Source organism: Dysgonomonas sp. (assembly GCF_035323175.1).
Taxonomy (GTDB): domain Bacteria; phylum Bacteroidota; class Bacteroidia; order Bacteroidales; family Dysgonomonadaceae; genus Dysgonomonas.
The window spans coordinates 70697-89022 of the sequence record NZ_DAOKYH010000010.1; the positions used below are offsets into that span (position 1 = coordinate 70697).

Consider the following 18326-nt stretch of genomic DNA (forward strand, 5'->3'; position numbering starts at 1 on the left):
ATGCCAGGATTATTAGGAAAGAAAATCGGAATGACATCCGTATTCAGTGCCGAGGGAAAAAATATTCCATGCACTGTTGTCGAAGTGGGTCCTTGTGTTGTTACTCAGGTTAAAACATCTGAAAAAGATGGTTACGAGGCTGTACAGGTAGGCTTTGTTGAAAAGAAAGACAAACATACCAGCAAGCCCGAAATCGGACATTTCAAGAAAGCCGGGGTTGCACCTCAAAGACACTTGGCCGAGTTCAAGTATGAAGAGAAATACAATCTAGGAGACGTTATTACAGTAGACGGAATGTTCTCAATGGACGACCCTTTTATTGACGTAACTGGAGTGTCGAAAGGTAAAGGTTTCCAAGGGGTTGTTAAACGCCATGGTTTCCGTGGGGTAGGAGAAGCTACTCTAGGACAACATAACCGTCTTCGTGCTCCGGGTTCTATCGGAGCTTGTTCGTACCCTGCAAAGGTGTTTAAAGGAACAAGAATGGGTGGTCAGATGGGTAACAAACAAGTTACTGTTCAAAACCTTGTGATTATTAAAATAATTCCGGAACATAATCTTTTGTTAATAAAAGGTTCAGTACCGGGAAGTAAAGGTTCAATCGTTAGAATAGAAAGATAATGGAACTGAGTGTATTAGATAAAAACGGTAAAGAAACCGGTAAAAAAGTAGCGTTGAACGATGCTATTTATGCAATTGAGCCTAACGATCATGTTCTTTGGTTGGACGTGAAGCTATATCTTGCGAATCAACGTCAAGGTACTCACAAGACTAAAGAAAGAAGTGAGATGTCGGGAAGTACACGTAAGTTGATCCGTCAGAAAGGTGGAGGTGGTGCTCGCCGTGGTGATATCAATTCACCTGTATTGGTTGGTGGAGCACGTGTATTTGGTCCAAAACCAAGAGACTATGGCTTCAAATTGAACAAAAAAGTAAGAGTACTTGCTCGTAAATCTGCCCTTGCTGCTAAAGCAAAAGAAAATCAAATATTGGTAGTTGAAGACTTGTCTTTCGACTCTCCAAAAACTAAGGATTTTGTAGCATTGGCTAAAAATTTGCAAGTGGCTGATAAAAAGATACTTCTAGTTTTGCCAGACCAAAATAAAAATGTATATTTGTCGGCTCGTAATTTAGAAAGAGTAAAAGTTGTAAAAGCTTCTGATTTAAATACTTACTCAATACTTAACTGTACAAGTCTAGTATTGGCTGAGTCTTCGGTTGCTATTATAGATAATCTTTTATTAAAAGCATAAGGAGAGAATACTATGGGAATTTTGATAAAACCAATTTTAACAGAAAAGCAAACCGCGATTTCAGAAAAGTTTCCGAATCGTTACGGTTTTCGTGTTGCTCCAGGTGCAAACAAAGTGGAGATTAAGAACGCAGTAGAAGAGCTTTATGGCGTAACAGTTAAGTCTGTAAATACAATTAACTACTCCGGAAAGCTAAAAAGCCGTTACACAAAAGCTGGTGTGATAAAAGGTAAAACTCCTGCATTCAAGAAAGCAATAATCACCCTGAAAGAAGGTGAAAGTATAGACTTTTTTAGTAATATCTAAATAAAAAATGGCAGTACGTAAATTAAAGCCCACAACACCGGGGCAGAGACACAAAATTATTGGTACATTCGAAGAAATCACTGCAAGTGTACCAGAAAAATCCCTTGTAGTCGGTAAAAAAGCGTCTGGTGGCCGTAACAATACCGGTAAGATGACTATGCGTTATCTCGGCGGCGGTCATAAGAGAAAATTCAGGCTCATAGACTTCAAGAGAACGAAAGACGGAATTCCAGCCACTGTAAAAACAATCGAATATGATCCGAACCGTTCGGCTCGTATCGCTTTGTTGTATTATGTAGACGGAGCTAAAACTTATATCTTAGCGCCAGAAGGTTTGGAAGTAGGTCAAACAGTGGTATCCGGAGCTGATGCTGCTCCTGAGGTTGGTAATGCATTGCCTTTGGCAAAAATTCCAATCGGTACAGTTGTTCATAATATCGAACTTCGTCCTGGTCAGGGAGCTAAAATGGTTCGTTCGGCAGGTGCTTTTGCACAGTTAACTTCTCGCGAAGGAAACTACGCAATCATAAGAATGCCTTCAGGCGAAACACGTAAGATCCTTGCAACATGCAAAGCTACTATCGGTAGCGTAGGAAACTCAGATCACGGACTAGAGAAATCAGGTAAAGCCGGTCGTTCTCGTTGGCTTGGCCGCCGTCCTCACAACCGAGGTGTAGTAATGAATCCTGTCGATCACCCAATGGGTGGTGGTGAAGGTCGTGCTTCAGGAGGTCACCCACGTTCACGTAAAGGATTGTACGCTAAGGGTCTCAAAACTAGAGCTCCTAAGAAACATTCTTCTAAGTACATAATCGAAAGAAGAAAAAAATAATAACCTGATTAATCAATAAAAAATTATGAGTCGTTCGTTAAAAAAAGGCCCGTATATTAATGTTAAGCTTGAGAAAAAAGTCTTGGCCATGAATGAGTCAGGTAAGAAAGCTGTGGTTAAGACATGGGCAAGAGCTTCAATGATATCTCCCGACTTTGTAGGTCATACTATTGCTGTTCACAACGGAAATAAATTTATTCCTGTATATGTGACAGAAAACATGGTAGGACACAAGTTAGGAGAATTCTCTCTTACACGTACATTCCGTGGACACGGAGGTAATAAGAAAAAATAATTGGAGCAGAAGCCAGTAAATTAATAAAAAGTAAACATTAAAATGGGTAAAAGAAAACATATAGTAGCTGAAGCAAGAAAAGAAGCTAAAAAGACTATTGCTTTCGCCAAGCTGAATGATGTTCCTACTTCTCCACGCAAAATGCGCCTTGTTGTCGACATGATACGTGGAATGGAAGCATTTAGGGCTCTTGGTGTATTGAAATACTCAAATAAAGAAGCTGCTGCAAGAATAGAAAAATTGTTACGCTCTGCTATCGCCAACTGGGAAGCAAAAAATGAGCGTAAAGCAGAAAGTGGAGAGTTGTATGTATCATTGGTAAACGTAGATGGTGGAGCCATGCTGAAAAGAATGCGTCCAGCTCCGCAGGGAAGAGGTTACAGAATACGTAAACGTTCAAATCATGTGACCCTTCACGTAGATACACTTAATAAAGAAAATCAAAATTAATTAGCAGATGGGACAAAAAGTTAATCCAATAGCAAATCGTTTAGGTATCATCCGTGGATGGGATTCTAATTGGTATGGAGGCAAAAGATATGGAAATACTTTGTTGGAAGACAGCAAAATCCGTAAATATCTGAATGCCCGTCTGGCTAAAGCTAGTGTATCTCGCATCGTTATCGAAAGAACTTTGAAACTTGTAACTATCACAGTTTGTACAGCTCGTCCGGGTATCATCATCGGTAAAGGCGGACAAGAAGTAGATAAGCTGAAAGAAGAGTTGAAGAAGATTACAGATAAAGATATCCAAATCAACATTTTTGAAATCAAAAAACCAGAGTTGGACGCAGTTATCGTTGCCAACAATGTAGCCCGTCAGGTAGAAGGTAAAATCGCTTACCGTCGTGCTATAAAAATGGCAATTGCTTCAACAATGAGAATGGGTGCAGAAGGTATCAAAATTCAAATATCAGGTCGTCTGAATGGTGCAGAAATGGCTCGTTCCGAAATGTACAAAGAAGGACGTACACCACTTCATACATTCCGTGCCGATATTGATTATGCACATGCCGAAGCCCTAACAAAAGTTGGTTTGATTGGTATTAAAGTATGGATTTGCCGTGGAGAAGTTTACGGTAAGAAAGACCTTGCTCCTTCATTCACAGCAGCCAAAGATGGTGGACACTCTGGTAACAGAGGTGGAGACAACCGTCGCAACGACAGAGGTGACCAAGGAAAAGGTTTCAAGAGAAATAAGAGAAAGTAATTAAAAAACGTTTGAAGTAAAATGTTACAACCGAAGAAAACAAAATTCAGAAGACAGCAAAAAGGTCGTATGAAAGGTAATGCTCAGAGAGGGCATGAACTGGCTTTCGGTTCGTTTGGCATCAAAACCCTGGAGAACAAATGGATCACAGGGCGCCAGATAGAAGCGGCCCGTATTGCAGTAACTCGTTACATGCAGCGTCAAGGACAAGTTTGGGTTAGAATTTTCCCTGACAAACCAATCACTAAGAAACCTGCCGAAGTCCGCATGGGTAAAGGTAAGGGATCTCCTGAAGGGTTCGTTGCACCGGTTACACCTGGTAGAATACTATTCGAAATCGAAGGAGTATCTTATGATGTGGCAAAAGAAGCATTGCGCCTTGCAGCACAAAAGCTTCCTGTGACTACTAAATTTATAGTTCGCAGAGATTATGACTTAACTCAAAACGCTTAAGAAGTATGAAAATTGCAGAAGTAAGAGAACTTTCGGACAAAGAATTGAAAGAAAGATTAGATGCTGAAAAAATAGCATTAAACCAATTGGTGTTAAACCACAGTGTATCTCCATTGGATGCTCCGACTAAGATTAAAGAAAAGCGTCGCGATATCGCACGTTTCTTAACAGAGATCCGCCACAGAGAACTAAAAAATAAATAAGAGCTGATGGAAACGAGAAATTTAAGAAAAGAAAGATTCGGGGTCGTTTTCAGCAACAAGATGGACAAAACCATCACAGTAGCTGTAAAATGGAAAGAAAAACACCCTATTTATGGAAAATTCGTTAACAAAACGAAGAAATATCATGCTCACGACGAAAAGAACGAGTGTAACATCGGCGACACAGTACGCATTATGGAAACTCGTCCGTTGAGTAAAACTAAAAGATGGAGATTAATCGAAATAATCGAAAGGGCTAAATAATTATGATACAACAAGAATCAAGACTAGTAGTTACTGATAACAGTGGAGCTAGAGAATGCTTATGTATCCGCGTATTAGGCGGTACAAGAAGACGTTATGCGTCTGTAGGGGATGTGATTGTGGTTGCTATCAAGAATGTAATCCCTTCGAGTGATATTAAGAAAGGTGCTGTAACAAAAGCTATCATCGTGCGTACTAAAAAAGAAATCCGCCGTGTAGACGGTTCTTATATCCGTTTCGATGACAATGCTTGTGTATTGCTAAACGCAGCAGGTGAAATCAGAGGAAGCCGTATTTTCGGACCAGTTGCCCGTGAACTTCGCGCAACTAATATGAAAATCGTTTCGTTGGCACCAGAGGTACTATAATCCATAAAACTAAAAAAGCAATGAGTAAATTACATATCAAAAAAGGCGATATAGTTTATGTGAATACTGGTGTCGATAAAGGAAAAACCGGTCGTGTGTTGAGAGTCTTTGTAGAAAAACAACGCGCTATCGTAGAAGGCCTTAACATGGTATCGAAACATACTAAGCCTAATGCTAAAAGTCCTCAAGGAGGAATTGAAAAGAAAGAAGCTGCTATCCATATCTCTAACCTGAACGTAGTAGACCCTAAAACAGGAAAACCTACACGTGTGGGCCGTAAAGAAGTAGATGGTAAGCTAGTACGTTACGCTAAAAAATCAGGGGAGGAAATTAAATAATGAGCAATACAACAACTCTTAAGACTGAATATAAAGACCGTATTGTTGCTTCTTTGATGACAGAATTCGGTTATAAGTCAACAATGCAGGTGCCTGTGTTGAAGAAAATAGTTATCAACCAAGGTCTTGGTCTTGCAGTTGCAGATAAGAAAATTATCGAAACAGCAGTTAACGAAATCTCAACCATCACAGGTCAAAAAGCTGTTGCGACATACTCTAAAAAGGATATCTCTAACTTTAAGTTGCGTCGTAAGATGCCGATTGGCGTAATGGTAACATTGCGTAACGAAAAGATGTATGAATTCCTTGAAAGACTTGTACGTGTAGCACTTCCTCGTATTCGTGACTTTAAAGGTATCGAAAGTAAGCTTGACGGACGTGGAAACTATACACTAGGTATCGAAGAGCAAATTATCTTCCCGGAAATTAATATCGACAACATTAGCCGTATTTTGGGAATGAATATTACCTTTGTAACTTCTGCAAAAACAGATGAAGAAGGTTATGCTTTACTTAGAGAGTTCGGATTACCATTTAAAAACGCAAAAAAAGAATTGATATAAGATGGCAAAAGAATCAATGAAAGCTCGCGAGGTAAAAAGAGCTAAACTGGTTGCTAAATTTGCAGCTAAAAGAGCGCAGTTGAAAGCCGATGGCGATTACGAAGCGCTACAAGCTCTACCTAAGAATGCTTCACCTGTACGTCTGCACAATCGTTGCAGCCTTACAGGTCGTCCAAAAGGGTATATTCGCCAGTTTGGAATTTCCCGTATCCAATTTAGGGAAATGGCTTCTAAGGGGTTAATACCGGGAGTTAAAAAAGCAAGTTGGTAAGAAATTATTTTAGTATAGAATTAAATATTGTTCCGGTTGCGGAATTAATTTAAATCAATTTAAACATGACAGATCCAATAGCAGATTATTTGACGCGTGTTAGAAACGCTATCATGGCTGGACACAGAGTTGTAGAAATTCCGGCGTCAAATTTGAAGAGAGAAATTACAAAAATTCTCATGGAAAAGGGCTACATCCTTAATTATAAGTTTGTAGACGAGGGTCCTCAAGGTTCAATTAAGATTGCCTTGAAGTATGATCCGGTAAATAAAGTAAACGCGATTAAGAAATTAATCCGCGTATCGTCTCCAGGTCTACGTAAATACGTAGGGTATAAAGAAATGCCTCGTGTCCTTAACGGACTCGGTATAGCTGTAGTATCTACCTCTAAAGGAGTGATGACAGACAAGGAAGCTCGCGAACTGAAAGTTGGTGGCGAAGTAATGTGTTATGTTTATTAATTAAGAGGGAGGATAGAAAGTTATGTCAAGAATAGGAAAATTACCCGTAAATCTTCCGGCCGGAGTAACAGTTACTGTTGGCAAGGATAACGTAATTACAGTAAAAGGACCTAAAGGGGAACTATCGCAAGAAATTAATTCTGATATCAAAGTCTCTGTTGAAGACGGATTGTTGTCTGTGACACGTCCTTCTGATGATAGAATTCATCGTGCGTTACATGGTCTTTACAGATCATTGATTAACAACATGGTTATTGGCGTTTCTGAAGGATATCGCAAAGAGTTGGAATTAGTAGGGGTTGGTTATCGTGCATCAAATGCAGATCAGCTTTTGGAATTATCTTTAGGATTTACACACAACATCCACATGATGTTGCCTCCTGAAGTGAAACTGGAAACTAAATCGGAGAGAAACAAAAACCCTCTAATTATACTAGAATCTTGTGATAAACAGCTGATTGGTCAGATTTGTGCAAAAATCCGCTCATTCCGTAAACCGGAACCTTACAAAGGTAAAGGTATACGCTTTGTTGGTGAGGTTATCCGTCGCAAGTCAGGTAAGGCCGCAGGTAAATAATTCATAAACTGTAGTAATCATGGTAACAAAGACAGAAAGAAGAAATAAAATAAAGATGCGTGTACGTGGCAAGATCCACGGAACAAGTGAACGTCCACGCCTGACTGTATTCAGAAGCAACAAGCAAATTTATGCGCAAGTTATCGACGATTTGACAGGTAAAACTTTGGCGGCAGCATCTTCTCTGAAAATATCAGAGAAAGCTCCTAAAAAAGAAATAGCTGCTAAAGTTGGTGAACTTATCGCTAAAAGTGCTCAGGAAGCTGGTATTACAACTGTGGTATTCGACCGTAACGGTTACCTGTATCATGGTAGAATTAAAGAATTGGCAGATGCTGCCCGTAACGGTGGACTTAAATTTTAATAGAAATGGCAGGAGTTAACAATAGAGTAAAATCGACAAACGACATCGAGCTAAAAGATAGACTAGTAGCTATCAACCGTGTTACTAAAGTAACAAAGGGAGGTCGTACATTCAGCTTTGCCGCTATCGTAGTTGTTGGTAATGAAGATGGTATCGTAGGCTGGGGCCTAGGTAAAGCGGGTGAAGTAACTACAGCCATTGCTAAAGGAGTTGAAGCTGCAAAGAAAAACCTTATCAAAGTTCCAATTCTTAAAGGAACAGTTCCTCACGAGCAAATCGCTCGTTTCGGTGGATCTGAAGTTATGCTTCGTCCTGCTGCTCCCGGTACAGGGGTTAAGGCAGGGGGTGCGATGCGTGCCGTACTTGAGAGTGTAGGAGTAACAGATGTATTGGCTAAGTCGAAAGGTTCGTCTAACCCTCACAACCTTGTGAAGGCTACTATCGAAGCTTTGGGCGAATTGAGAGATGCTTACACTGTAGCTCAGAATAGAGGTATTTCTATGGAAAAAGTGTTTAAAGGTTAATTTGCAAAGAAAAAACTATTATGGCAAAAATTAAAATTAAACAAGTAAAGAGCAGAATCAAATGTCCTAAAGACCAAAAGATGACATTAGACGCTTTGGGTCTTAGAAAGTTGAATCGTGTTGTAGAGCATGAAGACACACCGTCTATCAGAGGTATGATCAACAAGGTGAGCCATCTGGTTTCTGTTGTCGAGTAATTTAGTTTAGTAAGATAAAAAAATATAAAATATGAGTTTATCAAATATGAGACCTGCTGAAGGATCAACTAAAACCGGAAAGAGAATCGGACGTGGTACCGGATCTGGTTTAGGTGGTACTTCCACAAGAGGTCATAAAGGAGCTAAGTCCAGATCAGGTTATTCCAGAAAGTTTGGATTCGAAGGAGGTCAGATGCCGATTCAACGTCGTTTGCCTAAATTCGGTTTCAAAAACATTAACCGTGTTGAATACAAAGCTATCAACCTGGATGTTTTACAACGTTTAGCTGATGCTAAGAAACTTACTAAGATCGATGTTCAAACATTGATCGAAGCCGGTTTCCTATCAGGTAATCAATTAGTAAAGATACTTGGAAACGGAGCCCTTACAGCTAAAGTTGATGTAGAAGCACATGCCTTCTCTAAGTCAGCAGAAGCAGCTATTGAGGCTATAGGTGGAACAGTAACAAAACTGAAGTAAGATGGGATTGGTAAAAACACTGGAAAATATATGGAAGATTGAGGACCTTAGAAAAAGGCTCCTCATCACCTTCTTTTTCGTAGTGATCTATCGCTTCGGAGTTCACATCATCCTTCCCGGAGTAGATCCTCAGCAGCTTGCAAACTTGCATTCGATGACTGCCGGAGGTTTGCTCGGAATATTGGATATGTTCTCGGGAGGTGCATTTGCCAATGCGTCGATCTTTGCATTAGGTATCATGCCTTATATCTCGGCATCAATCGTTATCCAATTGTTGGGTATCGCGATACCATATTTCCAAAAGTTGCAGAGAGAAGGCGAAAGCGGACGTACCAAGATGAACCAATATACACGTTATCTGACAGTGGCAATCCTTGTATTCCAAGGACCTGCATACCTGTTGGGAGCGTTAGGACCTGCAGCCCCTTCTTCATGGGATTTTCTTATTCCTTCTACAATTATCCTTGCGGGAGGTAGTATGTTTGTTCTATGGTTAGGAGAGCGTATCACAGATAAAGGTATAGGTAATGGTGTTTCTTTCATTATCCTTGTGGGTATCATATCACGTCTTCCTCATGCGCTGATCGGTGAATTTACTTCACGATTGAGCAACCCTGCGGGAGGATTGGTTATGTTTTTGGCAGAAATAGTATTTTTGTTACTGGTTGTTTGCGGAGCAATATTACTGGTACAAGGTACTCGCCGTATACCGGTTCAATATGCTAAGAGAGTAGTGGGTAACAAACAATATGGCGGAGCTCGTCAGTATATTCCACTTAAGGTAAATGCAGCGAACGTAATGCCTATCATCTTTGCTCAGGCAATAATGATGGTGCCTGTTATGTTTGCAGGATTCTCTACCGATAAAACAGGTTTTCTAGGGTCTTTTACCGATCATACAAGTGTAGTATACAATGTTGTACTTGCCGTACTTATTATTGCTTTCACATGGTTCTATACTGCTGTTACCATCAATCCGGTGCAGATGGCAGATGAACTGAAGCGCAACAATGGTTTCATTCCGGGTATCAAACCGGGCAAAAAGACAGCAGACTATATCGACTCGATAATGTCCCGTATAACATTCCCGGGATCATTATTCTTGGCGTTGGTTGCTATCATGCCTGCATTTGCAAGTACTTTTGGAGTAAGCCGTGAGTTTTCTCAATTCTTTGGGGGAACATCGTTGCTGATTCTTGTGGGAGTTGTTTTGGATACACTGCAACAAATTGAGAGCCACCTATTGATGAGACATTACGATGGCTTATTGAAATCTGGTAGAATCAAAGGACGTTCGGGTTCGATCGCAGCTTATTAAGGAGGTTTATAAATGATATTCCTGAAAACAGACGAAGAAATTGAATTGATGCGTGAAGCTAACCGCCTGGTGGGTATGACCCTGGGCGAGGTAGCTAAACATATTAAGCCGGGGGTAACTCCTGCTCAGTTAGATAAAATTGCTAAAGAATTTATATACGATCACGGAGCAATCCCTTCTTTCTTAGGATACAAGGGTGCTCCGGGAACCGTAGATTTTCCGGGTGCTATATGTGCTTCGGTAAACGATCAGGTGGTACACGGTTTCCCTACTGATTATATTCTTAAAGATGGAGATGTGATCTCTGTTGATTGCGGTACTGAGAAGAACGGATTTTGTGGCGATTCGGCCTATACATTTTGTGTAGGAGAAGTTGCGGAAGATGTGAAAGCTTTGTTGCGGACAACAAAAGAATCTCTTTATCTGGGTATAGAAAAAGCTGTAGAAGGTAATCGTATAGGAGATATCGGTGAGGCTGTGCAGACATATTGCGAGAAACGTGGCTATTCGGTCGTTCGCGAACTGGTTGGACATGGTATAGGTCGCAAGATGCACGAAGCACCCGAGGTTCCTAACTATGGTAAACGAGGTACAGGCCCTTTGTTGAAAAAAGGTATGTGCATCGCCATAGAACCGATGATTAATATGGGAAGCAAGAATGTCGTTTTCGAAAATGATGGGTGGACTATAAGAACTCGTGACCGTAAACCTTCGGCTCACTTTGAGCACACAGTCGCTATTCGTCAGGGAAAAGCAGACATATTATCTACATTTGAATTTGTAGAAGCTGTTTTAGGAAGTAACGCAATTTAAAAAACCTTTTATTTATTTATGGCTAAACAATCGGCAATAGAACAAGACGGAGTTATAGTTGAAGCACTATCAAACGCTATGTTTCGTGTAGAACTCGAAAACGGTCACGAAATCACAGCACATATCTCAGGAAAGATGCGTATGCATTACATTAAAATACTTCCCGGAGATAAGGTACGTGTAGAGATGTCTCCTTATGATTTAACAAAAGGACGGATTTCATTCAGATACAAATAAAAAAAACATAAGATATGAAAGTAAGAGCATCAATTAAGAAGCGTACTGCTGACTGCAAGATTGTCAGAAGAAAAGGTCGCTTATACGTGATAAACAAAAAAAATCCTAAGTTCAAACAACGTCAGGGATAATTTATTAATTTTGCAAATTAATCTAAAAAATATATGGCAATAAGAATAGTTGGGGTCGATTTACCACAAAATAAGAGAGGCGAGATTGCCTTGACATACATTTATGGTATCGGACGTAGCTCTGCTAACAAAATCCTTGCTGAAGCAGGTATTGATAAAGATATCAAGGTAAAAGACTGGAACGATGATCAGGCCGGAGCTGTGCGTGAAATCATCGCTGCTCAGTTTAAAGTAGAAGGAGACTTGCGTTCGGAAGTACAACTAAACATCAAGCGATTGATGGATATAGGTTGTTACAGAGGTATCCGTCATCGTATCGGTTTACCATTGAGAGGTCAAAGTACTAAGAACAATGCCCGTACACGTAAGGGTAGAAAGAAAACTGTTGCTAACAAGAAAAAAGCTACAAAATAATTAATTTGATATGGCAAAAAAAACAGTCGCAGCGAAAAAGAGAAATGTTAAGGTGGATGCAATTGGCCAGGCTCATGTGCATTCTTCTTTCAACAATATCATTATATCGCTTACAAACAATGATGGGCAGGTTATCAGCTGGTCATCGGCAGGGAAGATGGGTTTCAGAAGCTCAAAAAAGAACACTCCTTACGCAGCTCAGATGGCAGCACAGGATTGTGCTAAAGTAGCATTTGACCTTGGACTAAGAAAGGTGAAAGTATACGTAAAAGGACCGGGCAACGGACGTGAGTCTGCTATCCGTACTATCCATGCAGCAGGAATAGAAGTAACAGAAATCGTTGACGTTACTCCACTTCCTCATAATGGATGTCGTCCTCCAAAACACAGAAGAGTTTAATCAAAATTTAAAATTTGGAACTTAAATTGTGATTTTGATTGCAAGTTTACCCTCTCTGTAATCGCGGCTGCACAATTTCAGCTTTCATCAATTATTAATTAGAAAAGAAATGGCAAGATATACTGGACCAAAATCAAAAATCGCCCGTAAATTCGGAGAGCCAATATTCGGACCTGATAAAGTTCTCTCAAAAAAGAACTATCCTCCGGGACAACATGGTAACGGAAGAAAAAAGAAATCGTCCGAGTACGGTATTCAATTACGTGAAAAGCAAAAAGCAAAATATACATACGGAGTACTCGAAAGACAGTTCCGTAATATGTTTGACAGAGCTCTTGCTTCACGTGGAATCACAGGGGAAGTATTACTTCAGATGTTAGAATCAAGATTAGATAATGTTGTATTCCGTCTAGGAATAGCTCCGACAAGAGCAGCAGCACGTCAGCTTGTTTCTCACCGTCATATTGTAGTAGACGGATCTGTGGTAAATATTCCTTCATATTCACTAAAACCAGGCCAATTGGTAGGTGTTCGCGAAAAATCAAAATCACTTGAAGTAGTAGGCGAAGCACTATCTGGTTTTAACCATAGCAAATACCCTTGGATCGAGTGGGATCAAGCTACGATGACAGGAAAATTCTTACATCTTCCTGAAAGAGCGGATATCCCTGAAAACATTAAAGAACAGTTGATCGTAGAGTTGTATTCTAAAAATTAATTAAATTCATGGCTATATTAGCATTTCAAAAACCGGATAAAGTATTGATGTTAGAAGCGGACGATTTCTTCGGGAAATTCGAATTTCGTCCCTTAGAACCCGGATATGGTATTACCGTTGGTAATGCTTTACGCCGTATTCTGCTTTCATCTCTTGAAGGTTTTGCTATCACTTCTATAAAAATCGACGGTGTCGAACATGAATTTGCAACCGTACCGGGTGTTATAGAAGATGTAACGAATATAATATTGAACTTGAAACAAGTTCGATTCAAGCAAATCGTAGAAGAGATTGAAACAGAAAAGGTAAGTATTACTGTCTCAGGTACCGAAGTATTCAAAGCTGGAGATATAGGGAAGCATCTGTCAGGATTTGAAGTATTAAACCCTGATCTTGTAATTTGTCACCTAGACAAAAGTGCAAGCTTCCAAATAGAATTGAATATTAACAAAGGCCGTGGGTATGTACCTGCTGATGAAAATCGTAGTCTGTCCGACGATGTTAATGTTATAGCTATCGATTCTATTTATACTCCCATCCGTAATGTAAAATATGCGATAGAAAACTATCGTGTAGAGCAGAAAACGGACTATGAGAAATTAGTAATAGAAATAGCAACCGACGGGTCTATTCATCCAAAAGATGCTTTGAAAGAAGCAGCTAAAATCCTTATCCATCACTTTATGTTGTTCTCTGACGAAAAGATTCTTCTTGAACAAAACGAAGTAGATGGTAACGAAGAGTTTGATGAAGAAATCCTTCATATGCGCCAGTTGCTTAAGACTAAGTTATCTGATATGAACCTTTCGGTTCGTGCACTTAACTGTCTGAAGTCAGCAGAAGTGGAAACACTTGGCGAATTGGTTCAGTTCAATAAGAATGACCTTCTTAAATTCAGAAACTTCGGTAAAAAATCGCTTACCGAGCTTGATGAGTTATTGGATAGCCTGAGCCTTTCATTCGGTATGGATATTTCTAAATATAAATTAGATAAAGATTAATAAGCGACATGAGACATAATAAAAAAATTAATCATTTAGGACGTAAAAGTGCACACAGAAATGCGATGTTATCCAATATGTGTACTTCTTTGTTACTTAGTCCTAATAAGCGCATCTTTACGACTGTAGCAAAGGCGAAAGCTTTGAGAAAAGTGGTTGAGCCTATTATTACTAAGTCAAAAGAAGATACAACTCAATCGAGACGTTTGGTTTTTCAGGAACTTCAGAGCAAAGCTGCTGTGACAGAACTGTTCCAAAATATCTCGCAGAAGATAGCCGACCGTCCGGGAGGTTATACACGTATCATCAAGACAGGTAATCGTTTAGGTGACAATGCTTCAATGTGTTTTATCGAATTAGTAGACTATAACGAAAACATGTTGAAAGAGAAGAAAGCTGCATCTAAAGGTAGAACTCGTCGTTCGAAGAAAAAAGAGGATGATGCTCCTGCTGTAGAAGCTAAAGAAACTGCAAAAAAAGCGAAAGCTGAAAAAGCAGAAAAGGTAGAAAAAGCTGAAGAAGCTTTGGAAGTTGCACCAGAAACTTTGCCGGTAGTTGAAGAAGCTACTGCGCCTGAAGCTCCGGTTGCAGAAGAACCTAAAAAAGAAGAAGAGTAAGAAATTACTCTTTTATATAAAATAAAAAAAAGTATCTGGAACCCCAGATACTTTTTTTTATTTTTTAAATCGCAGATTTTAATATGGGCATATTCTAAACTGCGACCTCTTTTTAATATAGTTTTTGTACACTGTGTTTTGTATGAAGGCTGAGAAGTCTCTAAAAAAATATATTATAAAGATGCATTTCTTTTAAAAACGTTGCATATAAATGTTGCGAAAAATAAAATATTTTTCATTCAATTTTATAACTGATTGTTGTATAGTATTTTATTGTGTGTTTGTTTTTTATTTTATTGTAAATTTTGTGGAAAGACTAGCTCCGGTATCGTCTACTACGGTCAAAGTATGCTCTCCTTTTTCCGGAATATATTCTTTTTTGTGAAAGATTTCAGTCTCTCCTATATATTGCCCATCAAGATGCCAGAACACACGGCTCTGAGGATTTCTGTGAGCCAGCTCAAATACAAGTTGTCCGGGAGAGCCATCCAACTGTTTAGGTAGCGAAATAAGGGCATTAGGGAAAGGATAAATAAATTCCATTGGTTTCACATCCGAATCTTTAATGCATTCGGGTGAATAAGGAGGTAGAGAACGATAAGAAGGGTGCTGCTCTTTGTAGTACCATTCCCACGATGGCGGCAGAATGAACCACGATGTATGTATAATACCTCTACTGCCTGCGCAGTTTTCGTAAACCTGATAACGCATATCCTCCGATAGGTGGACAAGTTTATGATATGGGCATGGCTTTGCTTCCAGTCCTTTTTTACAAATCCACATCGTATCTATTTCTGTTTCGGGGCAATTCATGCTTTTCAAGAATCCACTTTCGTGGCATATCTCTGCCCTTACAAGATCTCGATCAGGTCTTTCGAACCAACGGCTTTGCGGTAATGAGCTGAATATGTCGAACATCACCATGCCTGCAGTACGAGCACCTGTTAGCCCGGGACGTCCTTCTCCATCCGAATTTCCAACCCAGACGCCAACTACATATTTGGGATTTACGCCCACAGCCCATCCGTCGCGAAACCCAAAGCTGGTTCCCGTTTTCCATGCTATTTTTTGTATAGATGGTATCGACCGCCAGTCTATTTCTTCGGGGCGGTTCAGGTTTGTCAGTGCGTCGAATGTTTGCCAGATTGCTCCTGCCGAAAATAACGGATTTCTGATACGATCGCCTTTCTCTCCATTATTTTTATTCAGTATATAAGAGGGTTGACCCATTTCATAATATCTGCCGTCTTCGTTATAAAAGTTTAATTGCTGCGCCATACTCAGATACATAGAGCTTATATCCCACAGTTTCCCTTCAGCACCGCCTAATATAAGAGACAGACCATAGTTGTCAGCAGAACGGTTGAGTGTAGTCATCCCCGCTTTTTTTAGCAGGTTATAGAATTTGGGGATGCTATAGTTGCGAAGGGATACTACAAACGGGACATTTAGGGAGCGTGCAAGAGCCTCGGAGGCATAAACGGCTCCATCGTATTGCAAGCTGAAATTCTTGGGCGCAAACCCTCCTATATTGATCGGTATGTCGGGTAGGAGTTGATTGGGGAGTAATTCTCCCTCTTGCAACATAGCACAATAAAGAAAAGGCTTGAGTATACTGCCTGTACTGCGAGGCGCTTGTATAATGTCTACCTGATTGGCGGAGATATCCTTCTCGAAATCAACGTTCCCGCAATAGGCGACAACCTCATTCTTTTCTACATCGAAAACTATTGCTGCTATATTTTTAATTCCATTTTGGGCAAATTCTGCATTCCAGCGGTTAAGGATAGATTCTGTCTGTTCCTGTTGGTATTTATCTATGGTCGTTGTTATATGTTTACCTCCATCCTCTTTGTATATGCGGGTAACCAAGTGCGGTGTTATCTGGGGTAGTGCATAAGGCTGAAAGGGTAAGGGTTCGCCCACTGCCAGTTCGTAGTCTATTTTCTCTATAATACCTCGCTGATGAAGTGTTTCAAGTAACTTGTTTCTTTTGTTCAGAAGCTTATCTCTGTTTTTACCGAAGTGCATCAGGCTCGGAGAATTGGGGAGCACGGCGAGGGTTGCTGCTTCTGCCCATGATAGTGTTGCCGCCTGATGTCCGAAGTATCGCCACGATGCAGCGTCAATTCCTACCACATTTCCTCCCATCGGAGCATGCGATGCATACAGATTGAGTATCTCGTCTTTGGAGTATGAAAATTCGAGTCGTGTAGCCAATATCATCTCTATAAACTTCTCTCCGAATGTACGATTCTCTTTCCGAGACAGACGGATGGTTTGCATGGTGATGGTACTTGCTCCGCTCCTGATTTTTCCGCTGCTGATATTCTGTTTTATAGCACGTGCTATTGCTAAAGGGTTTACTCCCCAATGTGCACGAAAGTGTTGATCTTCGAACTCTATCAAACAGATCTTATATTTTTCAGGGATAGAATCGCTTGTGGGAAAACGCCATTGCTGATCGTCTGCAATACGTGCGCCAAGTAGCTCTTCGTGCCTGTCGGATACAACTGTACTATATGGTACATGGAATAGTGGAGAAGGTAAACAAAATATATACCACACAAGAAGAATGAGACAAATGGGAATCCCTATTTGGTATTTCTTTTTTGCTCCTTTATACTTCTCCCATAAGCGGAAAATAAAAGCTTTGCTCTTTTGTATATATTGTTCAATCATGTATTCTTATAGCATATTTGTGTTCGATGCAATCTTCGCCTTTGCAAACTAGCCGGGTTTCGAAGTCCGGAACTTTAACCATGCCCAACGATTTCATCAACCTGACAGAAGCGATATTTCTTGAATCAGTGATCCCTATTATTTCTTTTACATCTTTATTTTTAAGGAAATAACGAATAAGAATGCTCAATGATTCTCTTGCGAGCCCCATACCCTGATACTCGGGCGAAATATTGCAACCGACTTCTGCTATATTTTCGCTAATCTTGAAAGCGCAATCACCTATCACTTTTCCCTGATACACGATAGCCAAGCCTATCCATTGATCTTCTTCGTCCAAATCAGGATTACAGCATCGGCTGACAAAATCGTGTGCTTGTTCCATGGTAAAAGGTTCCCAATATTGATATTTGGCAACTTCGGGTAACGAGCGATAATTGTATATGGCCTCAGTATCGGTTTTTAAGATTGCTCTTAGTTTTATCCTTTCCGAGTGTAGAGCAAAATTCATTTCTTTCTGATTAAATGTTCTTCGATAAGTTCGGCGGATAACTTAATGAATTTAGAACATCGTTTTTTACCATCGGCAGGTTCGGGTTCTTTCTCCAATTCGAGTAAGAGATTCTGACAGATGACTGATTTGTTTTCTTTCTTAAATTCATTCATTAGGTATTGTGCCTTATCAAATGAATATTGTTTCCCTTCCTGATCGTTGGCTTTTGCCGTTCCTGTCTCCAGCCCGGCTATCATTGTCATGGCGGATACAGCTCCGCACATTTCGCGAGTACCGGCCATTCCGCCTCCGAATGTACAGGATAGTTTCAGAGCTGTTTCAGAATCGATACCATATATATCCGCATAAGCTGTAAAGACAGCTTGAGCGCAATTATAACCGCTGTTGAATAAAGCGATTGCTTTTTCTACTCTGTTTTGCATATCGTTCATTTGTTATTAAGAGTTCGGCTATGTAAATGTACGAAAGAAAAGAAAAAGACGAAATGTTTTCTTATTTTTGTACGTTTTCAGATTTTAAAT

Annotated in this window: 31 protein-coding genes and 1 pseudogene; 29 read left to right on the forward strand and 3 right to left on the reverse strand. The window is 40.0% G+C overall.

The window, feature by feature from the left end:
- The 29 genes and pseudogenes from rplC to rplQ all read left to right on the forward strand — a co-directional run.
- Complete coding sequence (gene rplC, locus PKC55_RS12420; RefSeq protein WP_135105508.1) at nucleotides 1–621, forward strand: 50S ribosomal protein L3; 621 nt, start codon at nucleotides 1–3, stop codon at nucleotides 619–621.
- The gene (gene rplD, locus PKC55_RS12425; RefSeq protein WP_135105509.1) at nucleotides 621–1253 is read left to right on the forward strand and encodes a 50S ribosomal protein L4; all 633 of its coding nucleotides are present in this window, start codon (nucleotides 621–623) and stop codon (nucleotides 1251–1253) included. The genes rplC and rplD overlap by 1 nt, the downstream gene beginning before the upstream one ends.
- Nucleotides 1254–1265: 12 nt before the next feature.
- Nucleotides 1266–1559, forward strand: coding sequence for a 50S ribosomal protein L23 (rplW, locus tag PKC55_RS12430; protein WP_135105510.1), 294 nt, complete (start codon nucleotides 1266–1268; stop codon nucleotides 1557–1559).
- A 7-nt stretch (nucleotides 1560–1566) separates the two neighbouring features.
- Nucleotides 1567–2391, forward strand: a complete 825-nt coding sequence (gene rplB / locus PKC55_RS12435) for a 50S ribosomal protein L2 (protein ID WP_324373230.1) — start codon at nucleotides 1567–1569, stop codon at nucleotides 2389–2391.
- A gap of 25 nt (nucleotides 2392–2416) precedes the next feature.
- A complete protein-coding gene (gene rpsS / locus PKC55_RS12440; RefSeq protein ID WP_006800257.1) occupies nucleotides 2417–2686 on the forward strand; it encodes a 30S ribosomal protein S19 in 270 nt (89 codons plus the stop codon).
- 42 nt (nucleotides 2687–2728) lie between these two features.
- Nucleotides 2729–3136, forward strand: a complete 408-nt coding sequence (gene rplV / locus PKC55_RS12445) for a 50S ribosomal protein L22 (RefSeq protein ID WP_006841790.1) — start codon at nucleotides 2729–2731, stop codon at nucleotides 3134–3136.
- 7 nt (nucleotides 3137–3143) lie between these two features.
- Nucleotides 3144–3896 carry a 30S ribosomal protein S3 gene (gene rpsC / locus PKC55_RS12450; protein WP_006841791.1) on the forward strand — a complete coding sequence of 251 codons (753 nt, stop codon included), beginning with the start codon at nucleotides 3144–3146 and terminating at the stop codon, nucleotides 3894–3896.
- A gap of 21 nt (nucleotides 3897–3917) precedes the next feature.
- Entirely contained in the window at nucleotides 3918–4349 is a 432-nt protein-coding gene (rplP, locus tag PKC55_RS12455) for a 50S ribosomal protein L16 (RefSeq protein ID WP_006800254.1), read from the forward strand.
- Between the two features lie 5 nt (nucleotides 4350–4354).
- Nucleotides 4355–4552: a 50S ribosomal protein L29 gene (rpmC, locus tag PKC55_RS12460; protein ID WP_006800253.1), complete on the forward strand. Its 198-nt coding sequence runs from the start codon at nucleotides 4355–4357 to the stop codon at nucleotides 4550–4552.
- Nucleotides 4553–4558: 6 nt separating this feature from the next.
- Nucleotides 4559–4816 (forward strand): 30S ribosomal protein S17, encoded by a 258-nt coding sequence (rpsQ, locus tag PKC55_RS12465; protein ID WP_006800252.1) that lies wholly within the window; start codon nucleotides 4559–4561, stop codon nucleotides 4814–4816.
- A 2-nt stretch (nucleotides 4817–4818) separates the two neighbouring features.
- Complete coding sequence (rplN, locus tag PKC55_RS12470) at nucleotides 4819–5184, forward strand: 50S ribosomal protein L14 (RefSeq protein WP_006800251.1); 366 nt, start codon at nucleotides 4819–4821, stop codon at nucleotides 5182–5184.
- Between the two features lie 20 nt (nucleotides 5185–5204).
- Nucleotides 5205–5522: a 50S ribosomal protein L24 gene (gene rplX, locus PKC55_RS12475; protein ID WP_006841795.1), complete on the forward strand. Its 318-nt coding sequence runs from the start codon at nucleotides 5205–5207 to the stop codon at nucleotides 5520–5522.
- Nucleotides 5522–6085: a 50S ribosomal protein L5 gene (gene rplE / locus PKC55_RS12480; RefSeq protein ID WP_006841796.1), complete on the forward strand. Its 564-nt coding sequence runs from the start codon at nucleotides 5522–5524 to the stop codon at nucleotides 6083–6085. Before rplX ends, rplE begins: the two co-directional genes overlap by 1 nt.
- 1 nt (nucleotide 6086) lies before the next feature.
- The gene (gene rpsN, locus PKC55_RS12485; RefSeq protein WP_135105514.1) at nucleotides 6087–6356 is read left to right on the forward strand and encodes a 30S ribosomal protein S14; all 270 of its coding nucleotides are present in this window, start codon (nucleotides 6087–6089) and stop codon (nucleotides 6354–6356) included.
- A gap of 65 nt (nucleotides 6357–6421) precedes the next feature.
- Nucleotides 6422–6817: a 30S ribosomal protein S8 gene (gene rpsH / locus PKC55_RS12490; protein ID WP_135105515.1), complete on the forward strand. Its 396-nt coding sequence runs from the start codon at nucleotides 6422–6424 to the stop codon at nucleotides 6815–6817.
- 22 nt (nucleotides 6818–6839) lie between these two features.
- Nucleotides 6840–7394: a 50S ribosomal protein L6 gene (gene rplF, locus PKC55_RS12495; RefSeq protein ID WP_135105516.1), complete on the forward strand. Its 555-nt coding sequence runs from the start codon at nucleotides 6840–6842 to the stop codon at nucleotides 7392–7394.
- A gap of 19 nt (nucleotides 7395–7413) precedes the next feature.
- Nucleotides 7414–7758, forward strand: a complete 345-nt coding sequence (rplR, locus tag PKC55_RS12500) for a 50S ribosomal protein L18 (protein WP_135105517.1) — start codon at nucleotides 7414–7416, stop codon at nucleotides 7756–7758.
- Between the two features lie 5 nt (nucleotides 7759–7763).
- Nucleotides 7764–8282, forward strand: coding sequence for a 30S ribosomal protein S5 (gene rpsE / locus PKC55_RS12505; protein WP_006841801.1), 519 nt, complete (start codon nucleotides 7764–7766; stop codon nucleotides 8280–8282).
- Between the two features lie 20 nt (nucleotides 8283–8302).
- Nucleotides 8303–8479 carry a 50S ribosomal protein L30 gene (gene rpmD / locus PKC55_RS12510; protein WP_135105518.1) on the forward strand — a complete coding sequence of 59 codons (177 nt, stop codon included), beginning with the start codon at nucleotides 8303–8305 and terminating at the stop codon, nucleotides 8477–8479.
- Nucleotides 8480–8510: 31 nt separating this feature from the next.
- A complete protein-coding gene (gene rplO, locus PKC55_RS12515) occupies nucleotides 8511–8960 on the forward strand; it encodes a 50S ribosomal protein L15 (RefSeq protein WP_135105519.1) in 450 nt (149 codons plus the stop codon).
- A gap of 1 nt (nucleotide 8961) precedes the next feature.
- Complete coding sequence (gene secY, locus PKC55_RS12520) at nucleotides 8962–10278, forward strand: preprotein translocase subunit SecY (protein ID WP_135105520.1); 1317 nt, start codon at nucleotides 8962–8964, stop codon at nucleotides 10276–10278.
- A 12-nt stretch (nucleotides 10279–10290) separates the two neighbouring features.
- Complete coding sequence (gene map, locus PKC55_RS12525; RefSeq protein ID WP_283685422.1) at nucleotides 10291–11091, forward strand: type I methionyl aminopeptidase; 801 nt, start codon at nucleotides 10291–10293, stop codon at nucleotides 11089–11091.
- A gap of 18 nt (nucleotides 11092–11109) precedes the next feature.
- Nucleotides 11110–11328 (forward strand): translation initiation factor IF-1, encoded by a 219-nt coding sequence (gene infA / locus PKC55_RS12530; RefSeq protein ID WP_006841806.1) that lies wholly within the window; start codon nucleotides 11110–11112, stop codon nucleotides 11326–11328.
- Between the two features lie 14 nt (nucleotides 11329–11342).
- On the forward strand, nucleotides 11343–11459 hold the full coding sequence (gene ykgO / locus PKC55_RS12535) for a type B 50S ribosomal protein L36 (RefSeq protein ID WP_006841807.1): 117 nt from the start codon (nucleotides 11343–11345) through the stop codon (nucleotides 11457–11459).
- A gap of 33 nt (nucleotides 11460–11492) precedes the next feature.
- Entirely contained in the window at nucleotides 11493–11873 is a 381-nt protein-coding gene (rpsM, locus tag PKC55_RS12540; RefSeq protein WP_135105522.1) for a 30S ribosomal protein S13, read from the forward strand.
- A gap of 10 nt (nucleotides 11874–11883) precedes the next feature.
- Nucleotides 11884–12273, forward strand: a complete 390-nt coding sequence (gene rpsK, locus PKC55_RS12545; RefSeq protein ID WP_006841809.1) for a 30S ribosomal protein S11 — start codon at nucleotides 11884–11886, stop codon at nucleotides 12271–12273.
- Between the two features lie 109 nt (nucleotides 12274–12382).
- Nucleotides 12383–12991 (forward strand): 30S ribosomal protein S4, encoded by a 609-nt coding sequence (gene rpsD / locus PKC55_RS12550; RefSeq protein ID WP_006841810.1) that lies wholly within the window; start codon nucleotides 12383–12385, stop codon nucleotides 12989–12991.
- Nucleotides 12992–12999: 8 nt separating this feature from the next.
- Nucleotides 13000–13992, forward strand: a complete 993-nt coding sequence (locus tag PKC55_RS12555; RefSeq protein ID WP_006841811.1) for a DNA-directed RNA polymerase subunit alpha — start codon at nucleotides 13000–13002, stop codon at nucleotides 13990–13992.
- Nucleotides 13993–14000: 8 nt separating this feature from the next.
- Nucleotides 14001–14492 (forward strand): annotated as a pseudogene (gene rplQ, locus PKC55_RS12560) (50S ribosomal protein L17); the annotation flags it as partial.
- 405 nt (nucleotides 14493–14897) lie between these two features.
- Here rplQ and pbpC read toward each other — a convergent pair.
- From pbpC to PKC55_RS12575, 3 genes are read right to left on the reverse strand one after another with little or no spacing between them, the layout of a single operon-like run.
- Complete coding sequence (gene pbpC, locus PKC55_RS12565; RefSeq protein ID WP_291125055.1) at nucleotides 14898–17291, reverse strand: penicillin-binding protein 1C; 2394 nt, start codon at nucleotides 17289–17291, stop codon at nucleotides 14898–14900.
- Nucleotides 17284–17802: a GNAT family N-acetyltransferase gene (locus PKC55_RS12570; RefSeq protein WP_291125058.1), complete on the reverse strand. Its 519-nt coding sequence runs from the start codon at nucleotides 17800–17802 to the stop codon at nucleotides 17284–17286. The genes pbpC and PKC55_RS12570 overlap by 8 nt, the downstream gene beginning before the upstream one ends.
- Nucleotides 17799–18227 (reverse strand): C-GCAxxG-C-C family protein, encoded by a 429-nt coding sequence (locus PKC55_RS12575; RefSeq protein WP_291125061.1) that lies wholly within the window; start codon nucleotides 18225–18227, stop codon nucleotides 17799–17801. The genes PKC55_RS12570 and PKC55_RS12575 overlap by 4 nt, the downstream gene beginning before the upstream one ends.
- Nucleotides 18228–18326: the final 99 nt, after the last annotated feature.